The following is a 15,488-nucleotide window of genomic DNA, read 5'->3' on the forward strand; positions in this document are numbered from 1 at the left end:
AATTTCGTTTTTAGTTCAATCAGATCTGAAATTCAGGAATAATAGTTTTAAGGAATTTAATGCATTAAATTAAAACCTATTAATTTAAATTCCTATAAGCGCTAGGTGTATATCCGGTATTTTTCTTAAATAACCTATTAAAATGCTGTGGATATTTAAACCCCAGTTCATAAGCGACTTGACTTATAGATTTATCAGCATCAAAAATGCGGTCTTTTGCGAGGTCAATTAGTTTTAAGTGAATGTGATCTATAGCAGATTTTCCGGTTTCTTTTTTGATGAGATCACCCAGATAATTTGCAGATAAATTCAATTCTTCAGCAAAATAAGATACAGAAGGAAGTCCGATTTTTTGTGGCTTTTCAGAATTGAAGTAAGCATGAAGCATGCGTTCAAAGTTTGAAACAACACCTTGGCTTAAAACTTCTCGGGTGATAAACTGGCGCTCATAAAAACGCTCACAGTAATTTAGAAGTAACTCTATGGTATTGCATACGATCTGTTTACTGTGTTTATCTATAGACTGTTCTAGTTCATAATCTATTTTAGAAAAGAGATCCTTTACGATCTGTTGCTCCTTTTCAGAAAGGTGAAGCGCTTCGTTCAGTTCATACGAAAAAAATGTATAGGAATGAATTTTAGAGGCAAGGGGAGTTCCTTTAATAAAATCCGCGTGAAAGAGTAAGGCATTACCTTTAGGATTGTAATCCTTTTGACTTTTGATTTCAACCGCTTGTCCCGGCCCCATAAAGACTAAAGTGCCCGCTTCATAATCATAGGTATTACGCCCGTATTGTAATTCTCCACAGTTTACACCCTTTAGAAAAATAGCATAAAAACCAAAGTTGAATTTTCCGCTTTTTAAGGGTTTTGCATCGGCACTATCAAAACATGTAATTAACGGGTGCCTGTTAGGAATATCCTTTAATGCATTATACTGTGATATCGTTTCTACTTTCAGAATGTCTTTCATAAACCAAATGCCATTGTTTACCAGCAAATATACCGAACTGGTTTTAAGAATTTTGGAACTCACGCTGCAAACGGTAAAAATGGTAATAAAGGAAGTAATTTATATACAACCAAGAGCGGTAAAGTAATTGAACTTTGTAAGGAACAAAATAAAAAGCTATGAAAAATCGAGAATTGGGAAAAAGTGGTCTAGAAGTTTCGGCTTTAGGATTGGGATGTATGGGGCTTAGTTTTGGTTACGGCCCTGCCACTGAAAAAAGTCTTGCTCTAAAATTGATACGAGATGCTTATGATAAAGGTGTTACGTTTTTTGATACAGCAGAAGCCTATGGGCCATTTGAAAATGAAAAGCTCTTAGGTGAAGCATTAGAGCCTTTCCGTAAAAAGGTGGTGATCGCGACTAAATTTGGTTTTAAAGAAGGTATTCCTGGTAAGGGTTTAGATAGCCGGCCAGAGCGTATACGCGAAGTTGCAGAGGCTTCTTTAAAAAGATTGAATACAGATGTGATAGATCTGTTTTATCAGCATCGTGTAGATCCTAATGTGCCCATCGAAGAGGTGGCAGGTACTGTTAAAGATCTTATTGCAGAAGGAAAAGTAAAACATTTTGGTTTGTCTGAAGCGGGAGCAAGCACCATCAGAATGGCACACGCTGTTCAACCCGTAGCTGCTTTACAAAGTGAATATTCGCTTTGGTGGCGAGAACCCGAACAAGAAATTATTCCTACCTTAGAAGAATTGGGTATTGGTTTAGTTCCCTTTAGTCCTCTAGGAAAGGGTTTTCTAAGCGGAAAAATTGATGATAAAACGAAGTTTAGTGAAAACGACTTTAGAAATAGTGTTCCGCGGTTTAATGAAGAAAATAGAAAAGCCAATCAGGCTTTAGTAGAATTATTAGGAAAAATTGCAAAAGAAAAAGAAGCTACTTCTGCACAAATAGCTCTTGCCTGGCTGCTTGAGCAAAAACCTTGGATCGTACCCATTCCCGGTACGACAAAATTGCACCGCTTAAAAGAAAATATAGGGAGTGAAGCCATTAAATTAGAATCAGCGCATTTAGAAAAAATTGAAAATGTGCTGAATACAATTGATATTCAGGGTGCACGCTACCCAGAGCAAATGCAAAAAATGATAGAAAATTAATTGACTTTAAAAATAGAATAGAATGAAAAACACATATAAAATAGTAGGATTTTTTATGTTCCTCTTTACTCAGGTAGGCTTTTCACAGGATAGTGATGTAGCAAAACAGGTTAAAGAACTTTCCATAAATAAATGGCAGTGGATGGCAGATAAAGATGTAGATAAGCTTAAAAACTTATTTGATGATGATGCTCGTTTTGTGCATATGAGCGGCTCTTGGGACAAGAAAAGAGAATTAGAGATCATAGAAAGCGGGAGTATCTGGTACAAGCAAGCAAATGTGCATGATACTGTTGTAAAAGAATTTGGAGAAACAGTAATCGTCTGGAATCGAATTACACTAGTGGCGCATGTGCGAGGCGATGATGTTTCAACCGAGTTTACAGTAACTGAAGTGTATCAAATGCAAAATGATGCCTGGAAGCTGCTTGACTTAACGTTTAGTAGCGTTCGTGATACTCATAAAATCGTTCATTAAAAATTAAAATTATGAAACAGCTAAAAGTTGTAAAGAATGTGGTTTTGGTCTTAATGGTTTTAATGACCATTCAATTACATGCGCAGGATACCGAATCTAAAATTAAAGAGCTATCCGCAAACAAATGGCAATGGATGGCAGATAAAAATGTAAGTGAACTTAAAGATTTTTTTCATCCTCAAGCTCAGTTTGTACATATGGGCGGCAGTTGGGGTACAGATCGCGAATTAGCAATTATAGGTAGTGGAGGAATCTGGTATAAAAAAGCAGACGTTCATAGTGTATCAGTTGATGTAATCGGTGATACGGCAATTCTTTTGAATCAAATTACACTTTTAGCTGAAGTAGGAGGTAAAGAAGTAACTAATCCTTTTATGGTAACTGAGGTTTATGTAAAAGAAGAAAGTGGCTGGAAGCTGGCGAACTTGTCGTTTGTGAAACTGTTAACAAGACAACCCGGAGAATAAAAAAATAATGAGATATATAGTTTTACTAACAATTTTATTATCTGTTTCCTGTATGGGCCAGGCAGATAATCCTTTGGGAAAACCTATAGAAAATAAAACACAGCATATTTTGATTGTTTATTTGTCGCGAACAAATAATACCCGGGCGGTAGCTCAAATGATACAGAAAAAAACCGGTGGTGAAATGACTGCTATAGAACTGCAAGACCCTTACCCTGAGAACTATCAGGAAATTGTAGCTCAGGTAGCAGAAGAAAACGAAACCGGTTTTTTACCTCCTTTACAAACTAAAATTAATAATCTGGATCATTATGATACGGTTTTTATAGGGTTTCCCACCTGGGGAATGCAACTCCCACCACCTATAAAAAGTTTTTTGACAGAATATAATCTTTCAGGTAAAACCATTATACCATTTAATACCAATGCTGGATACGGTTTGGGCAGCACCATAAGAACGATTAATGAATTGTGTCCTAATTCTAAAATAGTGGAAGCATTTTCGGTAGAAGGAGGCATAGAACGGGACGGGATCCTCTTTGTTATGGAAGGAGAAAAAGCAGCACAAGTAGAAGAAAAGTTAGATGATTGGCTGGCTAAGATCGTCTTCTAAAAAAAAGAATCATAAAAAAATTTAATGTAAAACAGTCAACCCTTTTAATTGTAATAAGTATGCTAACCTTTTACAGCTTATCATTTGGTTCTGCATATGCACAATCTAAAGATGAACTTAGTCCTGTTGAACAAGGGATTGCCTCAATAGCAATCGCTACAGCAAAGGGCGATACTCCATTGCTTAATAAAGCATTACATAGAGGTCTTGATTTTGGGATGACCATAAATCAGGTAAAGGAAGAATTAGTACACCTCTACGCTTATTGTGGTTTTCCCAGAAGCCTAATGGCCATAAATACATTGTCTGAAGTTCTTCAAGAGCGAAAGGCTAAAGGTATTCAGGATCAGGTGGGGCCGGCAGCAATTGATTTGAATGCGGGAAATAAATATGAAATAGGGAAAGAAGTTCTGGCTGATTTAACAGGAGTTACGGATAGGCCAAAGGCCGGTTACGCGGAAACTGTTCCCATTATTGAGATTTTTTTAAAAGAGCATCTTTTTGCAGATATTTTTAAGCGAGGAGTACTTAACTATAAAGAGCGTGAGATTGCAACTGTAGGTGCATTACTACGTATGGGAGATCTTGATCCAATGGCACGTGGACATATGGCAATTGCGATGCACCAGGGAGTTACTGAAGCTCAAATGAAACAAATTATTGAGATGGTAGAAACTCAAGTAGGACCGGAAAAGGCTTATATAGGTAAATTGCTTCTAGCAGCACTTACCGATAGCAAGGAGCCGACGCCTTCTTCCGCATTAAGCGAAATCGAAAATTTAATATTCCCCAGAGGAGAAAAATTAGACAATCCTGTATTTACAGGTAATGCATATCTCACTTCACTAATAACAGCAGATGAGGTGAATACAACTGCTGCAGGCGTAGTGACTTTTGAGCCCGGTGCACGTACTTTTTGGCACCAGCATCCTACGGGTCAGATCATTATTACAATTTCTGGTACCGGTTTTTATCAGGAAAAAGGAAGTCCTAAACGCATCTTGAAAAAAGGGGATGCCGTGAAATGCCTTCCAAATACGCCGCATTGGCACGGCGCAAGTGATACCGAAGCTTTTGTTCAGATTGCAATTACAGATAGGTCAGAAGGGCCTACTCAGTGGTTTGATGTGGTTACAAAAGAAACCTATTTATCAAAAAAATAATATATATAGGTATTTAGTATCTTTAATAGAATTGAACAGCTTAAAATATACACTATGATTTCACTAAACGTTAATGAAAAAGATCTGCAGGTAGATGTTGATCCCGAAACACCTCTTCTATGGGTATTGCGAGATCATTTAGATCTGCCGGGTACAAAGTATGGATGTGGTGTGGCACAGTGTGGGGCGTGTGTTGTACATCTTGAGGGCGAAGCCGTGCGCTCTTGTGTTACAAAAGTTAAGCGCGCTGAAAACAAAAAGGTAGTCACGATCGAAGGTCTGGCAGAAAATAACGATCATCCCGTACAACAAGCCTGGACGGAAGTAGACGTACCACAATGTGGGTATTGTCATAGCGGTCAGATTATGTCTGCAGCAGTATTGTTAAAGGAGAATCCCAATCCAACCGATGAGGATATAGATCTGGCGATGGCAGGTAATATTTGCCGTTGTGGAACCTATTCCAGAATTCGTAAGGCGATTCATGTTGCCGCAGAAATTAATAAAAGCAGTACTTAATAATCGTTCAATTAGAAATTATGAATCCATTTAAACCTAAAAATCAAGGAAAAATTTTAAGTACTGTAGGAGGGGTCTTTCTAATTCTTTTGGTAGTAGGCATTTCAGTAGGAATGTCTGAAAAGAATTTTTCAACTGAAGACTATATAGAACTTTCAAGCCTTAAAAAAGACAGTGTAGTTTCTAAGGAAGCCTTTAAGAAAGTCTACTCTGTATTGATGCACCCACGCTGTATGAATTGCCATCCTTCGGGAGATATTCCGCTACAGGGTGATGACAGTCATTTACATGGAATGTCACCACAACGCGGTGAAGACGGAAAAGGGGTATATGCAATGAAATGTGCCAATTGCCATCAAAATGAAAATACACCCGGTATACATGCTCCCCCGGGAAATCCCGAATGGCATTTGCCACCCGCGGATATGAAAATGATCTTTCAAGGAAGAACCGCTAATGAATTGGCTAAACAATTAATTGACAAATCTAAAAATGGAAATAAATCCATTAAAGATTTAATTGCACATGCTGAAGATACTTTAGTAAAGGCTGGTTGGCATCCCGCTGAAGGGCTATCCTTGCCGCCAATGAGTCATAAAGAATTTAAAGAAGCTTGGGTAACCTGGCTTAAAACCGGTGCTTACGCTCCTGATAATTCTGAATAACCCAATTAGAAGAACTGGACCTGAATAAAGTAAGTCTCATTTTAGTTACCCTTCTAAGTATTTCCTGTAGAAAAGAGGTTGGACATAGTCAAAATCTTGACGTGGATAAAATGATGATTCGAATGGCTGAAATTGAGATTGAACCTGCCTTTCTAGATGATTATAAATCAATACTTAAGGAAGAGTCTAAAGTCTCCGTCAAATTGTAACCCGGTGTGATTTCAATTTATCCTAGGTATCAAAAAGGAAAACCCACTGAAATTGAAATATTATTAGATATCTGCAGATAGTAACGCATACAAAGCACATTGGGAAACACCACATTTTAAAAAGTATAAAACGCAAACCTTAAAAAGGGTAAGGTCTTTAAAATTAATTGATTTGAATGGGATTGATGAAGAAACGATGCCTATAATTTTTAAGAAAATGAACTAAAAAAGATCCGCCAACGGGTCAGTAAGGGTCGGGTCTGTAAATTAAACTGGGTCTGAGTTTCTAAAACCGGATGGTTGTAAAACCTTATTTTTTGCTGGAGATGGCTCATTGGTTTACGCCGCAATAATAGTAGAAAGCAGCGGTTCTATAATTATCATTTTAATGTAAACCATTACGTATATCAAATAATATTCTAAATCTTTATTATTTGCCTAGAAACTAATTTTTTCTGATTGGTTTCTCAAAGAATTTACCGCTTTATTTCTTGCAACCGCTATTATTTCGCTAATAATGGCATTTGCAATTTCTTGTGGTGTTATTGCAGAAATATCTAATCCCGCTGGACCATATAATTTATCAATAATACGGTCTGCCTTTTCAGAATGAACTTCTATGAGTTCATTTATTAACTTTTCTCTTCTTTTGACAGAACCGAGTAGCCCAATATAAAGGGGGGTGGTTTCTGCTAGATTATAAAGAAAATTTAAGTCTGTAGCATAATTATGATTCATCAGTACTATTGCAGAATTATCATCTATTTCTAATATTTTAGTATCAATGGGATTTAGATGTTTTACAGACTCAACACCGGGAAAGTGACTCTTATTTCTTGGATCTTTTGGTGATGCGATAAGAGTGACCTTCCATCCCATATAAGAACCGATTAATGCCAGTTGGACGGCGTCATGTTCCGAACCTATTATGAACAGCTGGAAAAGCGGCGACAACTCCTGAATAAACATTTTCAATATTGGGGATTGCCCGTTAATAGAAGCTTCTGAAATAGAGTTTCTGTCTTTTAGTGTGAATATTGATCCTAATTCATTGGAGTAGGTTTCTGTATCTAAGGTGTAGGTAACATAAATCTTGATGATGACTCTATTATTTATAGCCGATAGGATTTTCTTAAATTGAGCTTCATCTGTAAAAAAGGGCTCAATCAGAATATACAAAATCCCCTCGCAACCTAATCGATAACGTCCGTCATAAGTCATCATCTTTGCCTTACCGGTTCTAAAAACAGTTGCAGCTTGAAAATAAATTTCCTTTTCTACACAACCACCGCTGACAGCACCGGTCATTTCTCCTTTTTCAGAGATTAACATTCTAACTCCTGGTTTGCGGTAAGAAGATCCCTCTAAATGAACTACTGTAGCTAAAACAGCAGCCTTATTCTGCTTGAAATATTGATAAGAGGTTTCAATAATTTTTTTAAACTCGTGAGTCATTAATAACTTTTCTAAAGGAGTTTACAACATTTCTTCCTCGAAAGGATGGTTGTAGTGTCGTTTATTTTTTGCCCGGGACAATGCATTAGTATACGCGGCAAAAATAGGAGGGAACGGGGGTTCTCCTAAACCGGTAGGGTTTTTACCATTTTCAACAAAATGCACTTCAATATCTTTAGGAGCTTCCGGCATACGTATCAATCTATAATTGTAAAAATTACTTTTCTGTGGCACACCGTCTTTAAAAGTCATTTTGCCAAACATCGCATTTCCCAAACCATCGGTAACCGCGCCTTCCACCATATTTCTTGCAGCATCCTTATTGATAACAATGCCACAGTCTACAGCACTATACACTTTATCAAAAACTAATTTTTCATTTTCGTTTTTTAAATCAACTACGTGACCTACGTAACTGTTGTGGCAGTAGTAGGCCGCAACACCCCGATGAACACCGGGTTTTGAAATTTCCCAGTTTGATTTATCACGTAACAATTCAAGTAGCGCTATAAAGCGATCTGCTTCGTAATCATTGTCTTTGCCTACCGGACTTGTTTTAGCTTTTTCAAACAATTCTAGTCTAAATGCAATAGGATCCTTACCGGCGGCAACAGCAACCTCGTCCAGAAACGCCTGTTCAGAACCGCCCATAAAATTAGAACGCGGAGCTCTAAAAGCTCCGATGGTAATGTTTGAATTAATTTGCCAGCTTTCAGCTAGATAATTGTCAACCGCTCCTGCCGGGAAACGGTTTGCATGCAGCGGACTCTCAGGTATACCGCCTGTTTTTATGTGGTAGGCAACCATTTTATTATTTTCATCCAAAGCTGCTCTAAAAGTAGCGTGGTAGGCAGGACGGTAAATGCCGTAAGTCATATCGTCCTCGCGGGTATACACCAACTTGACCGGATTTTTTATTTTTTGAGAAATTACAGCAGCTTCAACGACCTCGTGAGAATATGCCCGTCTGCCAAAACCACCACCCATACGGGTCATAATAATTTCAATTTGATCTTTACTCATTCCTAGCCGTGCGGAAACCGTAGGCTCTGTAAGTTCGGGAGCCTGTAAAGGACCGGCTAATATTGCTTTATCTTCAGTAACGTGAGCAAAAAAGTTTACCGGTTCCATGGCATTATGTGCTAAAAAAGGAGCGGTATACGTACTTTCAATAACCTTAGCGGCATTTTTAAAAGCTGTTTCAGGATCACCATCTTTGCGTACTACAGTACCAGGTTCTTTAGATTTAGCATCCATCTGTTCCCAGTGATCTTCAGAACTCTCCAATCCTGCCGGAACTACCTGAGTCGATTTATTGCCAAAGACATTGAGTTTAAGCGTATGTTCTTCAAAGGGTTCCCACTCCAGTTTTAATGCTTTTTTTGCTTGCATAACTTGCCAGGTAGAATCGCCTACCACTACCACTAGATTGGGAAAGGTAGCGGTGTCAAAGATGTTTAACTCATAGCCTTCATTGTAAATGTCAATATCAAAAATATCAGTTATTCCAGGCATTTTTAAAGCTTCCGTACCGTCGTAAGATTTCAATTTAAGTCCAAATGCAGGAGGATGTGCTATGGTAGCATACTTCATTCCCGGAACCTTATAATCCATTCCAAATAAGGATTTTCCGCTTACAATGTCTGGTAAAGCAACATTCTTTTTAGAGCTGCTTATGATCGTAAAATCTTCGGTATTCTTTAATTCTACAGACTCTGGAACTTTTTCTTGCGATGCTGCTTCAGCCATTTCGCCATAAGTACTTGTTTTACCGGATGTATGCTTTAAAATGCCTTTTTTGATTGTAATTTCTGAAGCTGAAACATTCCAGACTTTTGCAGTGGCATTAATTAGCATCTGGCGTGCTGTTGCTCCCGCTGTACGTAAGGCATTATAGCCTTGCCGTACAGATTGACTGCCGCCAGCAAATTGTCTCGTATATAAATCGGTACGAAAAGGGGCTTGCTCTACAACAACTTGATCCCAGTCGACGTCTAATTCCTCAGCAACAATCATAGGTAAGGATGTTAATACATTTTGACCAAATTCTGGATTGGGAGCCATTATTGTCACTGTCCCATCTGTAGCTATTTTTAAATAGGCATTCATTTCAAACCATCCTTCAGGAATTTGTTCTTCAGCAATCGCTTTGATGTTAGAATGCAAGAGCCAATTGAAACTTAATAGCATTCCGCCACCGGCTAAAGCTGAGGTTTTAAGAAAAGAACGACGATTTACGGAAGTTTTTATTGTACTCATAATTTTTGGTTTAAATTTCTGAAGTTGAGAAATGCTAACCAATTTAGTGAATTAAAATACTATCTGAAACCTCTTGATATGCAAACCAGTAAAAAGGGTTAGCAATGCCGTAGAATAATTAAGTTAATTGTTTAAGTTTAATATATTAGGACAGGATCTTAACTATAGATACTTCAAGTCTAAACTCATAAGCGGTTTCTTATAAAATAGACAATCCATAATAAAGCTTTGAGCCGATTAGCACTTTTAATCGGCTCATTTTTTAATTATATTTGAGCCAATTAAATAATTTAATCGGCTCATCATGTATAACTGGCAACAGAAATACTGGCCTGATTTTAAGTATACTACAACTGAAATTAAAGAGAAGCTTATTCTTTAAGTTTAGCCAAAGAGCCGGTCGCGTTAATGGTCTATTAGAAGGACTCTCAGATACGATGCAAATGGAAGCTATCTTTTCGCTAATGGTAGCCGAGGCTGTTAAAACCTCAGAAATCGAGAGAGATTATCTAAGCTGGGAAGATGTGATGTCTTCCATACGGAACAATTTGGGCTACGGTAACTCAAAATTCGTTAAAGATCCAATGGCGCGGGGTGTGGGAGAGTTGATGGTGCGGATTAGGCAAAATTTTGCAGAACCTTTGACAGACCTGGTATTGTTTGAATGGCACAGAACGCTATTAGCGAGTGCTAAACGCATTAATACCGGACAATGGCGTAAGCAATCCGAACCGATGCAGATCGTATCCGGTAGCTGGGGCAGGGAGAAGATTCATTTTGAAGCTCCGCCTTCCCATATGCTTCCTAATGAAATGAAAACTTTTATAAAGTGGTTCAATGAATCTCATCCATAAAGAGCCAACCCTATAAAAAAACCACTATGGAGAAAGGGAGTTTTAAAATACTATCCTCTAAATGATAATGAAATTTTCACAAATTAAACATTTAATCTAAACATTTGAAATTTTACGCCACATCGAAATTACTAGATTATAGTTATTTGTACTTAAATCTTCAGAAAAGGAAATTGGCAACTAGGAATATGCCCATAAGGTTGGATAATAAGAGCCGTGTAAGGGGAGACTCTTACGCACGTTTCTGTGAGGGCTTAGAAGGGAAGTTCTTCCACGCTAGTCGACTGGCAACTTGCTTTATTTCGTTCGTTTTATTTTTGCTGGATTTTGTCGAGTATCGAAAACATCATTTATTTCAATTCGGTTTTCCTTTTCGTTAATCCAATAAATGACTTTATAATTTTTATAAACTAAATATCTAAATTCTTGTTTTCTGTTCTCTAAAAATTCTTCTTCTTGTCCGATTCTCGGCTGATTTTTTAATTTTAGCGTTTCATTATAAATTCCGTTAACGAGGTTTTTAGCAACTCTTACTCCTGCGTTTTCTCGATAATATTCATAGATTTTTTCGAGCTCTTTTTGAGAAAAATCAGTCCAAAATAAATTTAATTCCATTTATCAATTTTGGCTTTTAATTCACTTGCTTCGATTAATCGACCATTTTTTGAATCTTCCATAGATTGGTCAATTCGAGAATTAAACTCTTCAATTGTCATTTGCTTAAAATCCTCATGTCCAGACTCTTTGTTTTCTTTCCTTAAAATCTTTTCCAGACGTGAGATAACATCTTCACTTTGAATTTTTAAAAATTCTTGAATAAGCTCTAATTTTCTCTTTTGCAAATCCATTTTATCAGCTTTTTATCAAAGATACAAAATTCTCGTTTTCGGTTGTTTAATTTAAATCTAAAGAGGGAGATCAATATACTTCAATCTTGTAGAATTGGGGATCTTCTTTTTCAAATGTAGGAATAACACCTTCAGAGATTATTTCTATAAAGTATGTTAAGCGGATTCTTCATTCCGTCTTATTTTATTTTTTAACGGTAGCACAACTATTTTTAGTTAGCTTTCAGCAAAAACAATAATTAGAACTTGGTAAGAATTGCAGCTGAAAGTTCTGCCATAGGACCTGATAAAAGAAGTTAATTTAAAAGGTACCTTAAATAATAATTTGATTTTAAGCTTTTCCTGTTACGGGTTAATTAAAGGGAACAAACCCTTAATTTTATGTATGTTCAAAAGTAAAGAGAGCCTTTTCAGGCAGCCTCTTAGTTTAATAAGACAGTTTGTTGATTAGTCCTCTGTAGCGTTGGCTCCTATATTTCCTTGTGCTGCCAAAGTGTCCAGATTGTCTTCACTTTCATGAACATTGATATACCCGTCAAAATCAATTAGATCTTCATAAGTAATTGCTTCACCTTCTTCTTCAGTATCATCGGTTACAGCTATGTTAGTAACACTTAGACCGGTTGAACCATTCACTGGATTAAAGGTAATAATAATGGCTCCCGGAGCGTCTTCTATAGAACCTGCATGAATATGTGCAGGGTGTGTATTACCTTCTTCGGTACCTTCAAGCATAATGGTAACCAAAGTTTCACCATTTTCACGCTCTTCAAAGGTAGCAGTGCCAATTACTCCCTCAATATCAGCTTCAGCAAGATCGTAGGATTCAGATTCAGCGGTTAGTTCATTTTCTCCTATATCTGTTTGAGCAACAATTGTTTCTAATTCATCCGCACTTAGATGAACTTTAATGTATCGGTCAAACTCGATAAGCTCTTCATAGGTGACTTCCGTACCGTCTTCAAGTTCCGTGATCTCAGTAGTACTCATTCCAGTTTCACCATCAACAGCTTCCAGTGAAATGGCAATTTCTCCGCCATCTGCCGCATTGCCAAAGTGAATATGAGCAGGATGCATATTACCATCCTCTGTACCTTCAAGTTCAAAAGCTACACTAGTGGACCCATCATCATTCTTTGTAAAGGTTACGGTACCACTTACTCCGGAATCACTTTTTTCAATCAGTGTATACTCTTTTATATCAACTGCAGGCGGGTCAATTATGCTATCATCGTCGTTATTACAACTTGTTAAGCCTGCAATCATTGCTAATGTCAATACTAATTTTTTAATTCTTATGTAATTTTGAAATTATTGTTTGTTCTCTTAGGAGATGTATTTTAAAGAAAAACGTTGCGTGTTTTTTTTTGCTATCCTTAAAGGAAAATCAATTAACTACTGAGTCATAGTAATCAACTAAGCTAGGTTTAACAAATATTTAAATTTTCTTTTATCCTATAGTTTTAAGCGATTTGAGTATCAAAGAATTTAGATATAATTATAGATTTTTGAGCTGTTTGTAGTAATAGGATAATATGTATAATAAGGCTTTCCAACTTTAATAATGCTACTGAATGTCAAGCACCTATCTATTTCAAGAAAAATAGTAATTAAGAGGTTATATTAATCCGGTGATGTTTTATAAAGCCTATTATTTTAAGAAAGATTTACGGAAATAATTGAAAACAAACATCTCATATGCCTCAGTACTTATAAATTTAGTCAGTGCATTAATGTACATGTCAAAGTCTTGAAACTATCAACTATTTTTAAGCTGTAAAACATGTGGATTTTTAAAGTTTCATAATAGAATCCCGCACCATTATATTCCTTTTGATCCCACTTCTGACGTTTTAAAACTTCCCATACTTTCTTTTTGAATTCCCTTTAGCAGCATCGCTGTACATCTCTTTTTTTGAACGCAAAATACCAAGAGTTTGAAGTTAGCCGGACAGCATAACCGCTTGTACCGCGCTTTTATATGTCCTTACTAATTCAAACTCTTGAAAATGTATCAGCAACAAAAAAAGGTAACAGCGGAAGGCACTAAGGGAAGTAAATCAAAAACAAGCATTATGAAATCAGTTCAAAACATACAAAAAGAAGCGGAATCAAAACAAACAAAAACAAAAAAGGAAAACGCTCAGGATAAAATAAGTAAATCAATTTGTCAAAATATAAACGCAAACTGTCTGAATAGTTTAGGCAGCATTTTAATTAATCTTTAAATACTACTGTTATGAGTACGATCAGAAATCAAGTTCAATTAATCGGAAATGTAGGACAAGAACCTACACTAACCACGCTGGAAAGCGGAAAAAAAGTAGCTCGTTTTTCACTGGCTACCAATGAATTTTATAAAAATTCAAAAGGCGAAAAGGAGCAGGATACGCAATGGCACACCGTTGTGGCTTGGGGTAAAACCGCTGATCTTATTGAGAATTATGTCACCAAAGGCAAAGAACTCGCTTTGAGCGGAAAACTCAAGTCTAGAAGCTACGAGGACAAAGACGGCATCAAACGCTATGTAACGGAAGTGGAAGCCTCCGAAATTCTTTTACTCGGATCTAAAGCTTAAATCTAAAAAGAGGGCGTTCCCGATCAAAGTTGCGCCCTCTAATTAAACACTTTAAAACTTAATAAAATGTGTACGCAAAGTAAACAAATACAAGAGCACTTGCAAGGGTTTTGCGGCAGTGAAACCTGCTATAGCATCCCGATGTTTAAAACCCGATACACCGAAGGGGTGAAGTACCTAGCCGAAGCAGCTCAATGCTATTGGCTGATAACTGATGCAGCTGTAATTACTAAAAGCCTAAAGCACAAAAGCTCTTTTCTAGTGATTTATTTCAAACGCTTTTCTAAAGAAGTACAAGCGCGTTTGCAAAAAGAAGCTCAAATCACCTATGCCGATGGAAGTGGAACTATTCTGTTTCAACAAGATTATGAGCTAACAGATTTACCTCTGGATGAATTGAGGCTGTTTTTTGTAGAAAATATGCTGATGCTGCCTAATGAATATTAAACCTTTTAGTTATGGAAACACGTATCAATGAAATAAGCTTAAGGTATCGCCCAAAACTAAAAGCGGAACACTGGCCTAAAATTAGCTCCTCCTCACTCGCCGCTCGGGTGGTTTTTGAAAACTGGGATCACAACACCATTGCGGTTTATGAATCCTTTAAAATTTTGCTGCTCAACAACAGCAATAAAGTCAAAGGAATCTACCAGATATCGCACGGAGGAATAACCGGAACTTTAGTGGATTTACGCCTGCTTTTTGCAGTGGCTTTAAAATCGTTATCGGTGGCTTTAATTTTAGTCCATAACCACCCCAGTGGAACCTTAAGACCCAGTGAAGCTGATAAAAATTTAACCCGAAAAATCAAGTCGGCTGCTGACTTTTTAGACATCAAAATTCTGGATCATTTAATTTTAATTCCAACAGGGGATTATTACAGTTTTGCAGATGAAGGCATTTTATAAACTCAAAAAGTATAAATGAAAAGACCTCGAAAACAGAGGTCTTTTTTTTATGCTAATATTTCAATTTTATTCGAAAAGTTGTATATTTAAACAGCTGTACTTCAGCTATTAATTATACTAGTGTTATCCACTTTTTGACTTTCGCCGATAGCACTAAATATCGAATATAAACATATCGGAAAATCATTTTCCCTGTAAATGGCAATTGGTCCCGCTATCGGGATTGACCAGATTGTATGAAATTTTGTTCGCCTGGGGCGAACGAAAAGATTTCCATGTTAAAACCAAGAAAAAATGCAAAAAGGTTTAGGCTACATTTTTGACATAGGGTTGCTCTCTTTTAACGACGGCACATAT

18 protein-coding genes are annotated in these 15,488 nt (G+C 36.9%); 12 read left to right on the forward strand and 6 right to left on the reverse strand.

What is annotated here, in order from left to right:
• Positions 1–79: 79 nt before the first annotated feature.
• Positions 80–973 carry a helix-turn-helix domain-containing protein gene (locus tag BUB91_RS19795; protein WP_073101098.1) on the reverse strand — a complete coding sequence of 298 codons (894 nt, stop codon included), beginning with the start codon at positions 971–973 and terminating at the stop codon, positions 80–82.
• 158 nt (positions 974–1,131) lie between these two features.
• On the opposite strand from BUB91_RS19795, the gene BUB91_RS19800 reads away from it, so the two are divergent.
• The 7 genes from BUB91_RS19800 to BUB91_RS19830 are packed head-to-tail and all read left to right on the forward strand — an operon-like array spanning position 1,132 to position 6,020.
• Complete coding sequence (locus tag BUB91_RS19800; protein WP_073101058.1) at positions 1,132–2,115, forward strand: aldo/keto reductase; 984 nt, start codon at positions 1,132–1,134, stop codon at positions 2,113–2,115.
• A 22-nt stretch (positions 2,116–2,137) separates the two neighbouring features.
• Positions 2,138–2,593: a nuclear transport factor 2 family protein gene (locus BUB91_RS19805; protein WP_073101060.1), complete on the forward strand. Its 456-nt coding sequence runs from the start codon at positions 2,138–2,140 to the stop codon at positions 2,591–2,593.
• 11 nt (positions 2,594–2,604) lie between these two features.
• Complete coding sequence (locus tag BUB91_RS19810; RefSeq protein WP_073101062.1) at positions 2,605–3,060, forward strand: nuclear transport factor 2 family protein; 456 nt, start codon at positions 2,605–2,607, stop codon at positions 3,058–3,060.
• Between the two features lie 7 nt (positions 3,061–3,067).
• The gene (locus tag BUB91_RS19815; protein ID WP_073101064.1) at positions 3,068–3,673 is read left to right on the forward strand and encodes a flavodoxin; all 606 of its coding nucleotides are present in this window, start codon (positions 3,068–3,070) and stop codon (positions 3,671–3,673) included.
• Positions 3,674–3,732: 59 nt separating this feature from the next.
• Complete coding sequence (locus BUB91_RS19820; protein WP_073101067.1) at positions 3,733–4,836, forward strand: carboxymuconolactone decarboxylase family protein; 1,104 nt, start codon at positions 3,733–3,735, stop codon at positions 4,834–4,836.
• Positions 4,837–4,890: 54 nt separating this feature from the next.
• Positions 4,891–5,355, forward strand: a complete 465-nt coding sequence (locus BUB91_RS19825) for a (2Fe-2S)-binding protein (RefSeq protein ID WP_073101069.1) — start codon at positions 4,891–4,893, stop codon at positions 5,353–5,355.
• 20 nt (positions 5,356–5,375) lie between these two features.
• Positions 5,376–6,020: a hypothetical protein gene (locus BUB91_RS19830; RefSeq protein ID WP_073101071.1), complete on the forward strand. Its 645-nt coding sequence runs from the start codon at positions 5,376–5,378 to the stop codon at positions 6,018–6,020.
• 647 nt (positions 6,021–6,667) lie between these two features.
• Here BUB91_RS19830 and BUB91_RS19840 read toward each other — a convergent pair.
• Positions 6,668–7,684 carry an XdhC family protein gene (locus BUB91_RS19840; protein WP_073101074.1) on the reverse strand — a complete coding sequence of 339 codons (1,017 nt, stop codon included), beginning with the start codon at positions 7,682–7,684 and terminating at the stop codon, positions 6,668–6,670.
• Between the two features lie 21 nt (positions 7,685–7,705).
• On the reverse strand, positions 7,706–9,943 hold the full coding sequence (locus tag BUB91_RS19845; RefSeq protein WP_073101076.1) for a xanthine dehydrogenase family protein molybdopterin-binding subunit: 2,238 nt from the start codon (positions 9,941–9,943) through the stop codon (positions 7,706–7,708).
• 272 nt (positions 9,944–10,215) lie between these two features.
• On the opposite strand from BUB91_RS19845, the gene BUB91_RS19850 reads away from it, so the two are divergent.
• A complete protein-coding gene (locus BUB91_RS19850) occupies positions 10,216–10,797 on the forward strand; it encodes a DUF4172 domain-containing protein (RefSeq protein WP_073101078.1) in 582 nt (193 codons plus the stop codon).
• Positions 10,798–11,094: 297 nt separating this feature from the next.
• Here the strand turns inward: BUB91_RS19850 and BUB91_RS19855 are convergent, their stop codons facing one another.
• The 3 genes from BUB91_RS19855 to BUB91_RS19865 all read right to left on the reverse strand — a co-directional run bounded on the left by BUB91_RS19855 (position 11,095) and on the right by BUB91_RS19865 (position 12,923).
• Complete coding sequence (locus tag BUB91_RS19855; RefSeq protein WP_073101080.1) at positions 11,095–11,412, reverse strand: type II toxin-antitoxin system RelE/ParE family toxin; 318 nt, start codon at positions 11,410–11,412, stop codon at positions 11,095–11,097.
• Complete coding sequence (locus BUB91_RS19860) at positions 11,403–11,645, reverse strand: hypothetical protein (RefSeq protein WP_073101082.1); 243 nt, start codon at positions 11,643–11,645, stop codon at positions 11,403–11,405. Before BUB91_RS19860 ends, BUB91_RS19855 begins: the two co-directional genes overlap by 10 nt.
• 447 nt (positions 11,646–12,092) lie before the next feature.
• Positions 12,093–12,923 carry a superoxide dismutase family protein gene (locus BUB91_RS19865; protein WP_241652690.1) on the reverse strand — a complete coding sequence of 277 codons (831 nt, stop codon included), beginning with the start codon at positions 12,921–12,923 and terminating at the stop codon, positions 12,093–12,095.
• A 731-nt stretch (positions 12,924–13,654) separates the two neighbouring features.
• Here BUB91_RS19865 and BUB91_RS19870 point away from each other — a divergent pair.
• The 4 genes from BUB91_RS19870 (at position 13,655) to BUB91_RS19885 (ending at position 15,131) form a co-directional block, all read left to right on the forward strand.
• A complete protein-coding gene (locus BUB91_RS19870; protein ID WP_073101086.1) occupies positions 13,655–13,873 on the forward strand; it encodes a hypothetical protein in 219 nt (72 codons plus the stop codon).
• An 11-nt stretch (positions 13,874–13,884) separates the two neighbouring features.
• Positions 13,885–14,223, forward strand: a complete 339-nt coding sequence (locus BUB91_RS19875; RefSeq protein ID WP_073101088.1) for a single-stranded DNA-binding protein — start codon at positions 13,885–13,887, stop codon at positions 14,221–14,223.
• 66 nt (positions 14,224–14,289) lie between these two features.
• Positions 14,290–14,670 carry a DUF6876 family protein gene (locus BUB91_RS19880; RefSeq protein WP_073101090.1) on the forward strand — a complete coding sequence of 127 codons (381 nt, stop codon included), beginning with the start codon at positions 14,290–14,292 and terminating at the stop codon, positions 14,668–14,670.
• 11 nt (positions 14,671–14,681) lie between these two features.
• On the forward strand, positions 14,682–15,131 hold the full coding sequence (locus BUB91_RS19885) for a JAB domain-containing protein (RefSeq protein ID WP_073101092.1): 450 nt from the start codon (positions 14,682–14,684) through the stop codon (positions 15,129–15,131).
• Positions 15,132–15,488: the final 357 nt, after the last annotated feature.

Origin of the sequence: Leeuwenhoekiella marinoflava DSM 3653, from assembly GCF_900129005.1 — a bacterium.
Lineage (GTDB): Bacteria > Bacteroidota > Bacteroidia > Flavobacteriales > Flavobacteriaceae > Leeuwenhoekiella > Leeuwenhoekiella marinoflava.